The sequence below is a fragment of the Photorhabdus namnaonensis genome (genome assembly GCF_001684335.1).
Classification (GTDB): Bacteria; Pseudomonadota; Gammaproteobacteria; order Enterobacterales; family Enterobacteriaceae; genus Photorhabdus; species Photorhabdus namnaonensis.
Map to the genome: position 1 here is coordinate 124,314 of NZ_LOIC01000083.1, position 17,826 is coordinate 142,139.

Below are 17,826 nucleotides of genomic sequence, written 5' to 3' on the forward strand. Positions count from 1 at the left end.
AACAACGAAAACAAAGGTTAATTATGGAAAATAGTTTTACTGGACTTGAAATTGCTGTAGTCGGCATGGCCGGGCAATTTCCTGGCGCTGATAACGTAAGTGAATTCTGGGAAATGTTGCGAGGCGGTATAGATGGTATCAGCTCATTTACTGAAAACGAACTTAAAGTCAATGGAATTTCAAAAGAAGAGTATTCGAGAGAAAACTATATTTCGGCAAAGGGAATAATTAATCATCCATTCAAATTTGCCGCGGATTACTTTGGTATTAACCATTCTGATGCCGTAAGGATGGACCCGCAGATCCGTTTAATGATAGAAAACTGCTGGCAAGCTTTAAATCATGCCAATATCGACTCTAAAACATACCAAGGAAAAGTGGGTGTTTTTGCCGGAGCAAGCAGCCAATGGTCTTGGTTTAAAGAGCTTAATACACAATTTAGTTCAGCGGCTGAACAGTTCCATGTTGCTACTTTAAATGATCCCTCGTTTTGTACGCGGATCTCCTATTTACTGAACCTAAGAGGGCCATCGGTCACTATTCAAACTGCATGTTCGACATCCTTAGTAGCGATACATATGGCATGTCAGGCGTTACAAGCCGGTGAGTGTGACGTTGCATTAGCTGGCGGGGTGAGTGTTACCCATCCTCATAAAAGTGGTTATCTATATCAAGAAGGGATGATTAACAGCCCCGACGGCAAAACTCGCGTATTCGATGAGAATGCATGCGGTACCGTATTCAGTAACGGGGTGGGCGTTGTTGCGTTAAAGCGCCTTGAGGATGCTGTCCAGAGTGGCGATAGAGTTTTTGCCATCGTTAAAGGCAGTGCGGTAAACAATGATGGCAGTGACAAAATCAGCTTTACCGCGCCCAGCGAATTGGGGCAGAAGAGTGTGATTCAGGACGCGCTTGAGTATTCGGAAGTAGATGCGGAACAAATTAGTTATATCGAAGCGCATGGAACCGGTACTTTACTTGGCGATCCTATTGAGTTATCCGCGTTAAAAAGCGTTTTTCCGGGGAATGGCTCATGTGCGTTAGGCTCGGTAAAGTCTAATGTTGGTCACTGTGACGCAGCCGCCGGAGTTTTGGCTTTTATCAAGGTAGCGCTTTGCACCTATTTCAGAACATTAGTGCCTACGTTGCACTTTAAAAAAGCTAATCCAAAACTGGATTTGGACAACACGCCTTTTTATATCAACACCGAAACTAAGCCGTGGGAAGTCGATGATGGTGACGTGCGATTGGCAGGGTTGAGTGCGTTTGGCGTGGGTGGAACCAATGCGCACATCATTTTGCAGGAATATGAGAATAGGGCGCAGCCTGCGTTGGCGGATCTACAATATCAATCGTTGCCGAATCGCCTTGAGTTTAAACCTGTCGCGAATGTCCAAAAAGAAAGGGTTCAGCATGCCAAGGTTGCAGAAGTACACCAAGCGCGACCCTATTCATTTGATAAAGCCAGTTTACAAACAGCGCTACTTGAAATGCTGAAAACGCATTTTGCAAAAGATGCGATTACCCTTAAAGACAACTTTTTTGATGCGGGTGCGAGTTCACTCGATATTGCGCAATTACATGATAAGGTTAATGCCGAGTATGGCTTGAGCCTAAAAATCAGTGATTACTATCGTTATAGCAACTGTGAGAAATTAGCTCAGCATATTTGCTCGCTAGGTAATAGCCAAACGTTACCAAAGAGTAAACGCACACCTCAGAATACATCGCTAATATCCGTTTCAAGCGAAGAGACTAGGCACCATTACCCTCAACACGCGGTTGCTGTTGTGGGCATGAGCGGGCGCTTTCCGGGCAGTGAGAACATTCAAGAATATTGGCAAAATCTGCTAGAAGGTCATGAAGGTATCCGCTTTTTTTCAGATGAGGAGTTACTCGAAGCAGGTGTTCCTGCGGCTGTTTTGCAGTTGGACAATTACATCAAAGCCAAGGGTGTGTTATCGAGTTCGTTTGATTTTGATCCAGAGGCATTTGCGTATACGGCTCGTGAAGCTCAGTATATGGACCCTCAATTCAGGTTGTTACATGAAGCGACATGGCAGGTACTCGATGATGCCGGATATGGCAATCAAAAATACAGACCGATAACCGGGCTTTTTGCCTCTTGTGGCTCGAATCATCAATGGTTAGAGCGATTAAAAAAAGAGGTGACGGATTCAACGGAGCAGTTTGGTGTTGCGCTTTTGAATGACCGAGAGTTTTTGACAACTCGTGTTGCTTACAAACTAAATCTAACCGGACCGGCTGTGACGGTTCAAAGCGCCTGTTCCAGTTCCGCGTTGGCTATCACCTTAGCCTGTCAGAGTTTATACTCTCATCAATGTGATCTTGCATTAGCTGGCGGGGTATCGATTACCACACCGGTTAAGAGCGGTTACGTCTATGCGCGAGGGATGGTCAACAGTTCTGATGGTCACTGCCGCCCATTTACCAAAGAAGCGAGTGGCACGGTATTTAGTGATGGCTTGGGGATGGTGGCGCTCAAAAGGTTAGAGGATGCACTGAGGGATAATGACAACATCTATGGTGTGATCGCGGGTTTTGGCGTCAACAATGATGGTCATGACAAAACGGGATACACCGCTCCTAATGCGAATGGACAAGCAAATTGTATTCGCCAATCCTTAAATATGGCCGGTGTTAAACCAGACGAGATTGAATTTCTGGAGGCGCATGGCACCGCAACCTTGGTTGGTGACGAAATTGAAATTGAGGGCATCAAAGAAGCGCTTGGGGCAGGCGACAGAAATTGTGTCTTGGGGAGTGTGAAATCCAACATCGGTCATACCAACACAGCGGCAGGCGTAGCAAGCTTTATTAAAGCGATATTGGCGCTTAAACACCAAATATTGCCGATGTCATGCCATGTTACGGAAACGAACCCTGACTCATTGTCTAACACTCGATTCACTTTGATCGATCAATCAAGGCATTGGAAGTGTGACAATGAAATTAGAACCGCCGGAGTCAGCTCTTTTGGTATTGGTGGAACCAATGTGCACTTGACGGTTAAATCGATAGCGCAGTCGGTAAAGAGGGATAATGAGCGTTCAGAACTCGTCGTTCTGTCAAGCAAGAGCCAGCAAGGTTTAGCTAAAATAGCGAGTAAACTGCATGACCATATCCAGCATGCAGATCAAGAACCCAATCTGACCGATTTGGCTTACACGTTGCAATTAGGGCGAGGTGAGTTTGATGTCCGTTCGTCAGCGGTTGTGGATAGCATTGAAACATTGAACGCCATGTTGTCTCGTTTGGCCGCTGGTAAATCCGAGGGGCGTGAGATTTCAGACAATGCGCCCGGTCTTGTCTTTATGTTCCCAGGGCAGGGAGCGCAATATGTCGAGATGGCGAAGGGTTTATACCACGAGCTAGACATCTTCAAAACTAGAGTGGATGAATGCCATCAACTGCTACGTGAGCAATTTGATATTGATCTGCTGTCGCTTCTGTACAGCGATGGAGAGGACGCGGAAGAACGCAGTATTGAACTGCAAAATACCCGTATCACCCAACCGGTTATCTTTGTTATCTCTTATGCACTGGCGAAGTGTCTGGAAAGTTTCGGTATCCGGGCCAGTGCAATGATTGGTCACAGTGTGGGAGAGTATGTCGCCGCGACATTGGCAGAAGTGATGACCTTGGAAGAGGCGCTTAAATTGGTTGCTTCACGTGGTCTCATTATGCAGGAGTGTGAACCGGGAGCCATGCTCAGTGTCGCTTCGAGCAGAGAAAAAGTTGCGCCATTTCTGACGGATTCAGTGACACTGGCTACGATTAACTCGCCTAATTCGTGTGTTATCGCGGGTCCTTTGGAAGAGGTTAAAGCGGTACAAGCGCGATTGTCACAAGAGAATTACCGTTGTCGATTATTGAAGACATCGCATGCATTTCATACGGCGATGATGTTGCCCGGCGTCGATAAGTTCCGAGCGGAACTGGATAAAGTGGATTTTAAAGCGCCAAAAGCGGCGTTCTTATCAAACGTCACAGGCCAGTGGATACAACCGGAAGAGGCGTGTTCAGCCGACTATTGGATCAAGCACTTATGCCAAGCCGTCGAATTCCAACAAGGCATTGAAACTTGCCTGCAAGAGCCGGCGCTAAACGTATTTTTAGAAGTCGGTCCGGGACGCACTCTTTCAACCTTTGTGAAACAAATAGCGGATAGTCACGCGAATATTTCCGTGTTTAATCTATTACGTCATCCACTAGAGGAAGAGAGTGACCGAGCCTGCCTGCTTAAGGTATTAGGAGCGCTTTGGTCTTTGGGGATTTCTATCGATTGGACTGCCTTATACCAAAATGTCTCTCCGGGGCGTATTAGTCTTCCGGGCTATCAATTCATCAGAGAGCCAAGTTTAAGTGAGTATCATATTTCCTCTACCACGACCGGTCGGACATCTGAAACCAAAATAACTAAAAAAGAATTAACGCAGTGGTTGTATACCGAACAGTGGCAACCTGTCGAATTACCGGCCGGAAACACCGGACAGGCAAATAATATCGTCTGTTTTGTGCCGAGTTTAGCGTGGTGTGATGCTTTTACTGAGCGTTTTAGCCAAGAGGGACAAAAACTTAAATTCGTTATTCCGTCGCCGGCGTATTATGTTGATGGCCAAGTAATCGGCGTTACACCGGGAGATAAAAATAGTTTTGATAACTTAATGACTGAGCTAGTCAATTCGAGTTTCTTGCCGGACTCAATTATTTTTGCCTGGCCGCTTTCCGGTACCAAAGACATAACGACATCTTGGTTTTCTGTCATCTTATTACTGCAATCGTGGGCGAAATCGGGTCGTTTATCTGAGTTTCGTTTATTATTGGCGACTACAGCACTACCGGAACACAGTCTGCTCAACGGCTTAATTAATGTTATCGCTCAAGAAGTCACGAAATGCCATCCTCGAATTATTGAATTAGATACGGCTGAATCTATTGAGGCAGCATGCGATATTCTTGCTCAAGAATTAACAGCAAGCGATATGCGTTTTATTGTCAAACGGTCTCAACAAGCGCGATTTGAAAAGCGTTACCAACAGCTTGAGAATAATGAACCGATTACCGACGTTATTGCCAAAAAACAGCTTTTCAAAAAACAGGGTGTTTATCTGATTACCGGTGGATTGGGTGATCTGGGTTTGCTGTTTGCAGAACACTTAGTGACGAGATATGGCGCTAAGGTGATTTTATCGGGGCGTAGGGATTTACCTCAAAAAGCGCAGTGGGGTGATGTTGAAGTAAAAGCCCATCCTCAGTCAGAAATTATTGATCGAATACATCAATTATCTCTGATTAATGAAGGGGATATTGATTACTACGCGGCGGACGTTTGTGATCGTCAGGAGATGGAAGCGCTTATTGGTAACATTGAAGCACAATATGGTCAGTTAAATGGGGTGATCTGTGCGGCCGGTGTGACGCGGGGAGATTCTTTCCAAGGCATTAACCATATTACTATGGAGAACTGTCAGCCCCAGTTTGATACAAAAGTTTACTCTTACCAGTTGCTTGCAGAACTATTAGAACACAGACAAATTGATTTCTGTATTTTATGTTCCTCCATCGCGGCTATTTTGGGGGGATTAAGCTTCTCGGCTTACAGTTCAGTGAGTTCTTTTGCTGATGCATTTGCGAAACAACAAAATCAACAGGGTAAACCTTGGGTTAGTATCAACTGGGATGGTTGGGTATTTGAGCGTAAAAATGCTGATGATGCTATAGGTTCTTCATTAGAGCAGCTATTAATTGAGCCGGATGAAGGTCTTTATATTTTAGAGCGTGTTTTACAGTCACCTCTTAAGGCGCAGTTAATTGTTTCTACCGGGGATCTGAATAAGCGATTTGAACAATGGGTCGGCACCCATATTAGACCTTTTACTAATCAATCCCATTCAGCACATTCAAGGCAGACATTCTCAAAGCAGATATTTTCAAAACAACAGATCGTCGACACTATTATGGATATTTGGCAAGACTTCTTAAAAATCCATTCGATTAATAGTGGTGATAACTTCTTTGAATTGGGGGCAAATTCACTAGATCTGGTTCAGGTCAATAAGCGTATTACTGAAGCGCTTTATATTGATTTGTCCGTGGTGGATATGTTCAGTTATCCGACATCAGAATTACTTGCGGGTTTTATTATTGAGCAAAACGCCATGATGGTGGGGGAAATATCAGTAGCTGCGGTTGAAAATAGTAAGGCAGCAGAATTTGATACTCCATTGAATAGTCAACGGAGCCAAGATCACGATGCTGATATCAGTAAAAAAATCGCCATTGTTGGTATTGCTGCGACATTCCCAGAAGCCGAAAACATTTACGACTTTTGGCAGAACCTCACTTACGGTAAAGAATCCATATCGATATTCAGCAAAGAAGAGCTGCTTGAAGAGGGGATAGATCAGGCGCTATTAAATAATCCCAACTACATTAGAGCGAAAGGGGTGTTTCCTAACGCGGGTGAGTTTGATGCGACCTTTTTTGGCTATACACCTTACGAAGCAAGGCAAATGGACCCGCAAGTTCGCGCCTTCCATACGTGTTGCTGGCAGGCATTGCAAGACGCTGGAATTAAGCCCAAAGAAAGTAGAGACAAAATTGGTCTTTATGCGGCAGCGTCAGGCAATTTGCAGTGGTTAGCTCAGGCGATGGCGACCGCTGAGGGAAGTGCGGGCCAATATAGTGCAATGACAGTGGCGGATAAGGATTATATGGCGACCATTGTCTCCTATAAATTGAATTTGACAGGCCCAAGTATGGTTTTGTCAACCGCTTGCTCATCGTCTCTGGTTGCCGTCAATGAGGCAATCAAATCCCTGAGGGCTGGAGAATGTGATGTCGCGCTTGCTGGCGGCGTCTCCATTACTTTACCGACAAAAGCCGGTTATCTCTCCGAAGAGGGAATGATCCATGCAAAAGATGGGAAGTGTCGCCCGTTTGATATCCAAGCCAGTGGGACGGTTTTTGGTGATGGCGTTGGCGTTGTGGTATTAAAGCCACTTCAGCAAGCACTGAAAGACAACGACAATATCTATGCGACCATCATAGGCACCGCGATTAATAATGATGGCGGCAGAAAGGTTGGATACACCGCGCCAAGTTATCAGGGGCAAATTGACGTGATTCAAACCGCACTGAAAGATGCGAATGTCTCCGCAGACACGTTAAGCTTTGTTGAAGCGCATGGTACAGGCACCCATCTGGGGGACCCTATTGAATTTAAAGCGCTTAAACACGCCTTTGCTACTGATAAGAAGAACTTCTGCAAATTAGGCAGTGTAAAATCTAATATCGGACACTTGAACTCGGCCGCGGGTATTGCCGGACTGATAAAAGCAGCAATGGCGCTTAAATATAAAGAGCTGCCGCCGACAATCAATTTTGCCAGAATCAACCCGGAAATCGATATTGTCAACAGCCCATTCATTATCAGCAATCAATACAGTCGACTTGATGATTCTCAGGGACTGCTAAGAGCCGGCGTTAGCTCGTTTGGTATCGGTGGTACGAACGCGCACGTGGTGCTTGAACAAGCGCCATGTGTCAATCGACAAACACTGACCAAAGAGCGGTCAGTTGTTCTGCCTATCGTATTATCGGCCCCTGATGAAAAGTCGTTAGACAGCTATAAGAAGCAGTTGAAGCGAGCGATCCAAAGCAACGTAGTTGATAGTCACCTCAATGAGATGGCATTGAGTCTAATGCAAAGAGACGTTATGCCTTATCTGTTTGTTGCTTATAGCCGGGATCGTGAAGGTTTATTGCAGCGACTGTCGTCGCCATCTTCTGATTATCTTTACAACAGCATGACGTCAGAGAGAAAAGTGGTCTATTTGTTCCCGGGACAAGGTATGCAATATGCAGCGATGGGACTTTCGCTCTATCACACAAATGATCTGTTCAAAACATGGTGTGATCGAGGATTTGAAATAGCCAGCGAATATTGTGCGATCGATTTAAAGCAGCTTTTCCTCTCAGGGGAAGATGATGAGAAATTGTATAATACCGAGTTTGCCCAGCCGTTAATGTTTATTATTGAATATTCACTGGTGCAGGTTCTCGCGTCTTATGGCGTTAAACCGGCTGCGATGTTGGGTCATAGCTTAGGTGAATATGTTGCGGCGGCGGTTGCTGAAATATTCTCGTTCGCGGATGCTATTAGGATGGTTTGTGCCAGAGGCCGTTTGATGCAGTCCACTGAAGCCGCCGCTATGCTATCTGTTATGTGTTCGGCAACAGTGGCTCAAACCATGTTGTTTGGTCGCTTGGAAATCGCGCTCGATAATAGCAGCGAACTTTGTGTGCTCTCTGGTTCAGACGAGGAAATCACCGCGTTTGAGCAACTCTGCGAATCCCGATCAATCAAGACGAAGCGTCTTAAAGTCAGCCGTGCTTTCCATTCCCGTTATATGGAGCCAATTTTGGCTGATTATGAGCGAGTTATCGGTGACGTGAAACTCTCAGAACCCAAACTTCCTATCATCTCTAATGTGACCGGAGAATTGAGTACTAAAAATCTGATGGTGGAACCACACTATTGGGTTCGCCAAATTCGTGAACCGGTGCGCTTTACTCAAGGACTGGAGGAATTACTGGCAAGCGGTGATGCTATTTTCGTCGAGGTGGGGCCTGGAAATGGTTTGTCGTCCCTGATTAAACACCATCAAGATTTCAATGCAAAGCATGTCTCTCTTTCTCTTATTAGTCGTGGCAAAGAAGAGGAGCCTTGCATCATGGAAAGTCTGGGCATGTTGTCACTGTTGAACGTCAATGTCGATTGGCAGCATGAATTGAACGAGACAGTTGCACCTTCGGTAAACCTTCCTCCTATGCCGATTCGAGGTAAAGAATATCCTAAAGATGTGAAAAGGCTACAAGCCATTTTCTCGGGTCAAGCCGGTTCTGACGTAACCCAATTGTCTACACAAAGTGTAGCGAGAAGCCAAGTTTCTGACGTTACGCAGCCAAAGAGTATGGCAGAAGAACTTAAGGTTATTTGGAAAGATATACTGGGTGTCAGTGAGGTGAACGGGGAAGATGATTTCATCACATTAGGGGGTAATTCACTATCCGCAGTGCAAGTCGTCGCGAAAGCGAAGTCTGTAAAAATTCCCGTTGATATGAATATGCTGCTATCGCGAAAGAGCCTGAATGAGATCATCCATTTGATCGATACGCCTCGTCCATCTATCTCGAGCGGCTGGCAGTACAATACACAGTTCAAGCCTGAGTTTTATGGCAATGACGTGAGCTGTATGTATTCGGCAGTGAGAGAGAAACTAAAGCATGATTATGGCTTGAATTGTCCAAATAGCTTAATGCGAGCATCGGATGGAAGCTTGTTGTTTGGTTTTAGCGTGCAACCCTCAGACTCGCAAGGCAATATCCTGAATGACTATCAGAATTATGGTGCATTATTGGATTGGCCTCAGTTGCAGGAAAGTTTCTCGTTTTCCTATCACAAGCAATTTTTTGACGATTTGGCATCTTACACCGCGTATTGCATAGAGGAATTGGAGAAAGGAAAACTGGTTATTATCACCGGTTCAGATTACCACTTACCGTTTTCTCCTTCTTACGGCTTGAGTGATAGTGAATATTTACTGCGGCCTCTATTTGATAATCTGGAAATTGATGAAGAAGAGGTTATTCCACATGCGTTTGTTTTGGTTGGGCGCACGTCAGGAGGCTATCAAGTTTATGACGGGAGCTTTAATTACTTTGGTGAAATAAGTGATCATGAGTTCGCGCAAACTGTTATCGGTTTCAAAGGACTTGAGTTTATGAAATCTCACGAGGTGTATCATAAATCTCGTCCTTATCTTGCTATATCGGTTGTTCAAACTGGAGCGTTTTTATCTACTGACCATCTATTACGCGGGACGCTAGATAAAACTCTGTCGGGATTACAGACTCACACGGCTATTACGAACGGAAACACGCCAATACACCATTATGTTGGTATAAGTGCGGTTAATAAATTGATGGAAAGCCCTGAGTTGTTATTGGCGATGACATCCGGTGAATTGGAACAGTTTGTAAAACGGTGGTTGTCACAGTTGGAGCTTCTTCATCGTTTCCTTGCGATGGTAATACCGGATCATGCGCAATGGTGGGCGGACAATGTGGCGGGTATGACCGAAACTCTTCGGAAACTGATTGCCATTGATAATCAAAATCTCAATGCCAACGACGTCACCGGCACAATGACGTTATTTAAACAATTGCTTGAGAGCGTGATTGGCAAACTCGTGATTGAAAAACTCGTGATTGAAAAACTAAAGTGATATTTGCGGTCAGAGCTCTTGTTATGAGAGCTCTGACGCGATATTAATTTAAGTTGGAAAATTTCACTCGCACGCTATATAGCAATATTTAAATATATTCATTTTGTATTGGAGATGTCATTGAAAAATACCGATTTCATGGCAAATGATTCTGTGCCCTTTGCATATTTAAAATTATCAATTCCGGTTTTTTTTGGTATGTCAATTCAGGGGCTTTATGGAATAATTGACGCTATCTTTATTACTAAATATATTGGCAAAGATGCTATGGCAGGCTTTTCAATATTTTTCCCTATCCTGCTATTAGTCGGTGCGGTCGGGGTTATGTTGGGAGCGGGTGCTGCCGTTTTAGTAGCGAGATTTCTAGGCGCGAATAAACCTGCTTTGGCGAATCGAGTTGCGACACAAGCTATATTTATGGCGGGAGTATGTGCTATCTGTTTTGGCATATTATTTCTAACATGGGCGCGAGAGATTTTATTATTTCTTGGGGCGACGGAAAGCATAATTAATTATGCTTTGGATTATGCCATGCCATTGGCTTTATGCGCGCCTATTATCATGATAGCGACTATTTTGGGTGATCTGTTACGAGCAGAAGGTAAAACCAATGCCATGTTCTCAATCATGCTCTGTGCGTCTATTCTTAATATTGCTTTTGACGCTATCTTTATTGTTATATTCGACATGGGAATGTTTGGCGCCGCGGTTGCCACAATACTGGCAAATACTGTCGCACTAATATGTGCAGCCGTGCTCTTTCATAGTGATCGTACTCGCCTGACTCTCTCACCGACTTATTTCACGATAGAAATAAAAGAGTGCCAGGATATAGTGCTTATCGGATTGCCGACACTGATTGGCAATTTGTCATATGGAATACTTATTTTCACTATCAATTATCTCATCAAAGCGAGTGGAGTTGAAAACTCAGGTGATATGATTAGTGCTTTCGGCTTGGTTTTCCGGGTATTAAGCTTTGTCGTCTTACCGTTGATAGCCATGATGTCGGCGTTGCAAACTTTATCAAGTTATAACTTTGGCGCGGAAAAATATCATCGCTGTATAAAGTCATTAAAGGTGGCATTGTTATATGCTGCATTTTATTCAATATCAATGACTTTACTGGTTATTGCGTTGCCGGAACATCTATATGGCTTATTCACTGATGATAAAAGTCTGTTATTAACGGTTTTGAATATTTCCTTTTTTATTTTTTTAGGTTTGTTCTTCCTTGGTGGGTTGCTGGTATTTATCGGTTTTCTCCAAAGCGTAAAAAAAGAGAAGTATTCGATGTTATTGGTTTTCCTTAAACTTTTTTTGCAGGTTGCTTTAACTTTTTCATTGTCTTTTTTGTTTGGTGTTGAATGCTTTCCTCTGATTCTATTTTCGGTGGACTTACTGGTATTTATTCTGGCTGTTGTACTTTCTCTCATCGCGCTAGGAAATTTAGTTTCTAAACGAGCATGTTTAGATAGACTGTGAAAGTGGCATTAATTATTCGATTGGAAATATCCGGTGTGAAGTGAAATGGAATCTTAAATGTGAATGGGGCTGTTATGAAGTGTTTTATTATGGTTTTCCTGCTGTTATTTTCCTGCGTGAGTTCGGCAGATGAGAGTTTGAAAAGTCAAATTTTGCAATATATGGAGTTTGGCAAGATACCTGAATTAGTTATGGTGACAGTCGACAAGAATAAAAAATCAAATATAATATTGTTAACAAATGAGAATAGAAACGGTACGCAAAATCTAAATGAAGAGACTATTTTTGAGCTGGCATCGGTAAGTAAATCTTTTACCGGTTTAATTGCTGCCAGAATGATAGAGGAAGGCAAAATCTTGCCTCAAACCACAGTTTCATCAATATTGCCATCGATAAAAACGATTTACGATGGTAAAAGCGTTGATGTGACATTTTTGCAATTGCTCAACCATACATCGGGCCTGCCTTTTAAAACCATTGATATGCTCTATTCCCAGCCTCAAAAAGGGCTTTTGCAAGTTATCGATGAGATTAAGTTAATTAACCTGCAAACGATGCCGGGGCAGCAACATGCATACGCCACACTTAATTACGATATTGCAGCCAGAATGATGGAGAAAGTTTCAGGGCGCTCTTATCAACAGCTACTGCGAACCTATATTTTGGCGCCGCTACAGATGAATGGGACTTCCGTTCTTCCAGACGCGGCGAAAAAGGCAATCGGCCATCAAATCAGTTTTTTGCAAGCCAGACCATATGATGCGCCATTTGTCTTGGCTAATGTACCCGCCGGATATATACAAACTAATGCATCCGATATGCTTAATTGGTTGAGATTTCTAGGCAGCAATACGGATTCAACTCTCCTTAATGCCAAAAAAATGATCTTTTCAGGCAAGTTGGGTGTTGATACCAACGAAAGTGAAAAAACGCTATATACCTTGGGATGGTATAAACAGGGGAATCGGATATTTCATACAGGAATGAACCCAACATTCTCTAGTTACGTTGCCGTTGATCTGGATTCTGGCGCTGCGGTTGCTGTGATGGCAAATGTTAATAGCAATATTACTTTTGAACTTGGCAAGCAAGCAATGGAACAGCTTGCTCAAGGCGGTGATTTTACCGGGCTAAGTACCGTTAAAGAGCTTGAGTTATTTGATACTTTTGATAGAACTTTTCTCATTGTCAGTATATTTGTGATTTTGGCTTGCCTCTTGTTAATCTATTTAAATTTAAAAGGAAAAAATATAAGTTGGCTTGCAAACTTTGGCGTTGTGAAAGCGACAATATTATCTGCTTTATTCATTATTGCTCTGTTGGTCGTATTGACCTTGCCAAATTTGTTGCTTGGATTGTCTTGGGCGACATTTATGGTTTGGATGCCTAATAGCTTTTGGGTTTTGTATTGTTCTCTTGTGCTTCTTTTGCTCCTTTGTCTCTCTCTGTTCTCTCAGGTTTTATATCGTCGCCGCTCAGTGCATTGAGTTTGATAGAGGTTTGATTGTTTTAAAATGTTCAGAATTTAAATTTATACGGATTTAATTATGTCTATTAGTCACAAATCATATGAAATGACAGGGATTCAAAAAGGCGTTTGGGTAACTGAGTTGAAACACCAAGGGACCAGTATGTTTAATATTGGTGGTACTTGTAGTGTTGAAACGGAATTGGATTTCACAAGGTTAACTAATGCGATACAGAGAGTTATTAAAGAAACCCAAAGTCTAAATTTCACTTTAAATGATGAGATTCCACCGAAACTTATTTTAGATAGCCGAGTGGAAAATAATATCGATTTTATTGATTTTCGTAATAGAGAAAGTCCACAAAGAGAATTTGAACAATGGCGCGAAGAGTGTATGTCTCGGAAAATGGATTTAGGGACATGCTTATATTATTTTTGTTTGTATAAAGAGTCTGATTCAAAATGTGGATTTTTAATCAAAATACATCACTTAGTTTGTGATGGCGTGACGATGCAAAATATTATCGCCAGGGTTTGTGAGTGTTATAATAATCCATTGAATGATATTGTGCATTGTGAGTTTAGCGATGATCAAAGTTACTTTTTAGCATTAGAAGAGAAATATTCATCTAGTCGTCAATATGATAAGGACAAGTTATTTTGGCGTGATTTTCTGGCTGGCAAAGGAGAAAACAGCAACTTTATTTTGGGCAATAGAACGCTTTCAACCAAAGCCATACGGAAAATTTATGATATTCCTCGTCAGGTATCAAAGAGGATAAAGCATGTCTGCGCAACATTAGGATGCACAGAAAACGTATTTTACTATGCTGTTATTGCTCTTTTGTTATCCCGGCTTTCAGGAAGTCAACAAGTCTCTTTTGGTGTACCACTTCATGGTAGGAAAAAGACCAACCTTGTGCGGAATTCAATGACGGTATCTACTGTGCCGACACAAATAGCCGTGGATGAATACACCGATTTCTCCAGTTTAATTAACTCAGCTTTAGAGAATAATAATCGGATATACCGACACCAAAAATATGATTACACCGAGTTGGTTAAAGAGACGAGAGCCGGGGCATCGGTTAATGATTTATTTGATGTTAGCTACAACTATGCTAACACTAAATATGAGTTGGTTCTCGGTGAATACCCATTGATTGTCGAGGATATATTCCCCGGTGAACAGCAATATTCAATTCAATTCCTTTTTAAAGAGTTATTGAATGAGGGAACGACAAAAATATATTGTGACTACAAAGTAGAAGAATATACGCCGCCGCAGATTGATGCAGTAATCAATTTATTAATTGAGATTCTGGATGAAGTTAGTGTTGATCCACATCGCCAATTGCTGATGGTTGCGCCATTAAGAGAAGATAATCTTAAACTGATTGAAACGGGGGCTAACAATGCCGAACCGACCGCTGCAACGGTGATATCGTTATTTGAACAGAGTGTGGAAAGTAATAAAGATCGGCTGGCAATCATTGAAGAAAATAGATCACTGACTTTCCAAGAGCTTCGGATCTTAGTTAACACAATCAGTATTAATCTTTTAAATCGCGGGGTTTCTGGCGGATCTCGAGTGGCTATTTTACTTCCTAAAAGCGCGGAGCAAATCGCAACTTTACTGGCTATTATGACCGTTGGCGCGACATACATTCCACTTGAAAAGGATTTACCGAAAGAAAGAATAAAATATATTTTGGCTGATAGCGAATGTGCATTAGTTATTACAAACCCTGATTGGGCATCATTATTGCCGGCAGGTGTTGCTTATTGCGATAGTGCGGCTTTATCTGAAACTTTGCCACAAGATGACTTATTGCCATTACTAGCCAGATGTGAGCCTACAAGTGAGGCGTATTTAATATATACTTCTGGTTCCACAGGTTTACCGAAAGGGACAATTATTCGTCAACCAGAGCTTGTGAATTATTGCCGGTGGGCCGCCCAGGTTTATTACCCTGAAAAATCTGATGTCGCGGCATATTATACACCGCTGACTTTTGACTTAACGGTGACTTCACTGTTCCCGGCGCTGATTTCCGGCTCGGCTATTAAGGTATATACAGAAACATCAAACTTTATCCTGAGCGATATTATTCACGATGGCGTGGCGACCGTCGTGAAATGTACACCGTCACATTTACGCGCTATTCAACATGAAATTATCGGCCCTCACTGCACAATTAAGCGCTTTATTGTTGGTGGAGAAAACTTAAAAGTCAGCGTTGCAAATCACACATACCTTCAATTTGGCGGTAAAGCTGACATTTTTAATGAATATGGACCAACAGAAACCGTGGTTGGCTGTATGATTCACCAGTTTGATCCCGCCAAAGATAGCGATGTTTCCGTGCCGATTGGCGAGCCTATCGACAATACGCAGATATATATTGTCGATAGTTATGGACGCCATTGTATTCCTTACATGAAAGGTGAAATGGTTATTGCTGGAAATGGCGTGTCCGCCGGTTATTGGAATCGTTCGGAGTTGACTCAGAACAGATTTATTACTGATCGATTTTATCCAAGACAACGAGCCTATTTATCCGGTGATCTCGCCTATCGCAACGAATATGGGCAAGTCACTTATTTAGGCCGTATCGACAAACAGGTCAAGATCAGGGGACACCGGATTGAGATCGAAGAGATCGAGACAAAATTACTTGAACATAAGGATGTTCAGGACGTCGCTATATTGATCGATGAAGCGAATTCTGATGCCTCAATCTTAAAAGCGTTTGTTGTTTTGTCGGAGGGATCGGCTGTCAGTGGAGAAGAATTAAAACAGTATTTATCGAGTCATTTACTCCACTATATGGTTCCACAATTGATTAAATGTATTCGTGAAATTCCTTTAACCTTTAACGGTAAAGTTGATAGCGCCAAATTGCTTGAGCTTGAAGATGATAAAATAGGTACTAATGATAATGAGAAAATGAGCGCCTTAGAAATATCGGTGCTCGAAGAGTTTAGACGGGTATTGGGTTGCACAGAGCTATCTATACACAGTGACTTTTATCAATCTGGCGGTGATTCGATAAAAGCTATCCAATTGGTCACATTGCTCCAGAAAAAAGGCATTAGCGTAGTCGCGAAGGAAGTGCTCCAGTTACCAACGCCAAAATTATTGTGTCGCCATATTGACAGTCGGGCGACATTTATAGAGCAAGAAGAAGCTGTCAAGATATCGACTTTCTCGCCCACGCCAATTATGAAATGGTTTAGCGGCCTGTTGTTAGGAAAGAAAGAGATATACCACCAAATGCTCTCTTTATCTTTCCCATCATGTTTAGCTCAAACCGAATTGGATAAGATCTTGGATGCGCTGGTAGCATTTCATCCGATCCTGAATAGCTATGTAAAAGATAAACACTTTACTTTACAAGTACGGGAGGAGATGAGGCATGTTAAAACACGCAGAGTGAATGTGACGGGGGTTGAGCAACGGGAATATGTGGCGAGAACGTATCTGGAGGCGTCAAGCTGGCCTGAATCTGAGTTATTTCAGGCGATTATCCTTGATGATGGTAACGAGACCGAATTACTGCTAATTGCCCATCATTTGATTATTGATGGTGTGTCTTGGCATATTTTGATAACAGACTTAAATACACTGGTTGAGCAGCATTTAAATCATCAGCCGCTCAAATTACGCCAACAAAATAACAATTACGCCAGATGGATTGATTTTACTGAACATTATGCAAAAACAGTCAGCGAGGATGAGATCAATTTTTGGCAACAGCAAATCAGTGGCGCTTCTTTATTTACGTATCAAGACTTATATAATCGTAAATTAACGGTGGGTTTGCTAACCAGTGAAATAGCCGGTGTTAACTTTGACAGATTTACTAAATTATGTGGAATATTGAAACTCAAGCCCAATGAATTATTTTTCTCACTGTTTACCTATTCATTATTTAAAACTTTCAATAAGAATAATTTTACCGTTGAGCTTGAGGGTATCGGAAGAAGTTCACAACAGAGTGAAGTGGATTTAAGTCATAATATCGGTTGGTTCACGTCAATCTATCCACTCATATGCCACTGTGAAGATAATATATCTTCCCATGTAAAAAAGACAAAAATAGCCATGCGTCGGGTTAATGATAATGGTATGGCCTATCAATCCATTCGCCATTGCTCGACAGAAAAGCACTTAGGCCATATTCTCAACGTACCGAAGTTCAATTATTTAGGTGATTTTTCCGGATCGGTTCATCAGGGGGCTGTGAACATCAAGTCAATCTACCCTCATGCGATTTCCAGTGTGGATAATATCTATACGGAGGCTTTTGATTTCAATATTTATTGGGAGCAAGGGTGTAAAGTGAGTGTGAGTTACATTGAGCAGTTGATAGATATTCCTAAAATTGAAAATATCATTAATATCATGGAGAGTAAGCTCAAGGAACTTATCGATTTAAATAATTATGATTTCAAGGACTTTTATATACCCAGTGATTTTCCTACCATTTCATTATCAAGTACTGAACTTGAACAACTGATCTCTGAATTATCTCTGCTTTCAATTTAAATTTGGGT

4 protein-coding genes are annotated in these 17,826 nt (G+C 42.4%); all 4 read left to right on the forward strand.

Annotated features, from left to right (window positions below; genetic code table 11):
* Positions 1-23: 23 nt before the first annotated feature.
* The 4 genes from Phpb_RS18525 to Phpb_RS18540 all read left to right on the forward strand — a co-directional run bounded on the left by Phpb_RS18525 (position 24) and on the right by Phpb_RS18540 (position 17,818).
* Positions 24-10,313 (forward strand): type I polyketide synthase, encoded by a 10,290-nt coding sequence (locus tag Phpb_RS18525; protein ID WP_065391644.1) that lies wholly within the window; start codon positions 24-26, stop codon positions 10,311-10,313.
* A 120-nt stretch (positions 10,314-10,433) separates the two neighbouring features.
* The gene (locus Phpb_RS18530; RefSeq protein ID WP_165603317.1) at positions 10,434-11,798 is read left to right on the forward strand and encodes an MATE family efflux transporter; all 1,365 of its coding nucleotides are present in this window, start codon (positions 10,434-10,436) and stop codon (positions 11,796-11,798) included.
* Between the two features lie 74 nt (positions 11,799-11,872).
* Positions 11,873-13,285 (forward strand): serine hydrolase domain-containing protein, encoded by a 1,413-nt coding sequence (locus Phpb_RS18535; RefSeq protein ID WP_065391704.1) that lies wholly within the window; start codon positions 11,873-11,875, stop codon positions 13,283-13,285.
* Between the two features lie 60 nt (positions 13,286-13,345).
* Positions 13,346-17,818, forward strand: a complete 4,473-nt coding sequence (locus Phpb_RS18540; RefSeq protein WP_065391646.1) for a non-ribosomal peptide synthetase — start codon at positions 13,346-13,348, stop codon at positions 17,816-17,818.
* Positions 17,819-17,826 lie beyond the last annotated feature (8 nt).

Bases quoted from the DNA above. Each gene is read 5' to 3' on its own strand.
- Phpb_RS18525 (WP_065391644.1), top strand. From the start codon at position 24: ATGGAAAATAGTTTTACTGGACTTGAAATTGCTGTAGTCGGCATGGCC.
- Phpb_RS18535 (WP_065391704.1), top strand. From the start codon at position 11,873: ATGAAGTGTTTTATTATGGTTTTCCTGCTGTTATTTTCCTGCGTGAGT.
- Phpb_RS18540 (WP_065391646.1), top strand. From the start codon at position 13,346: ATGTCTATTAGTCACAAATCATATGAAATGACAGGGATTCAAAAAGGC.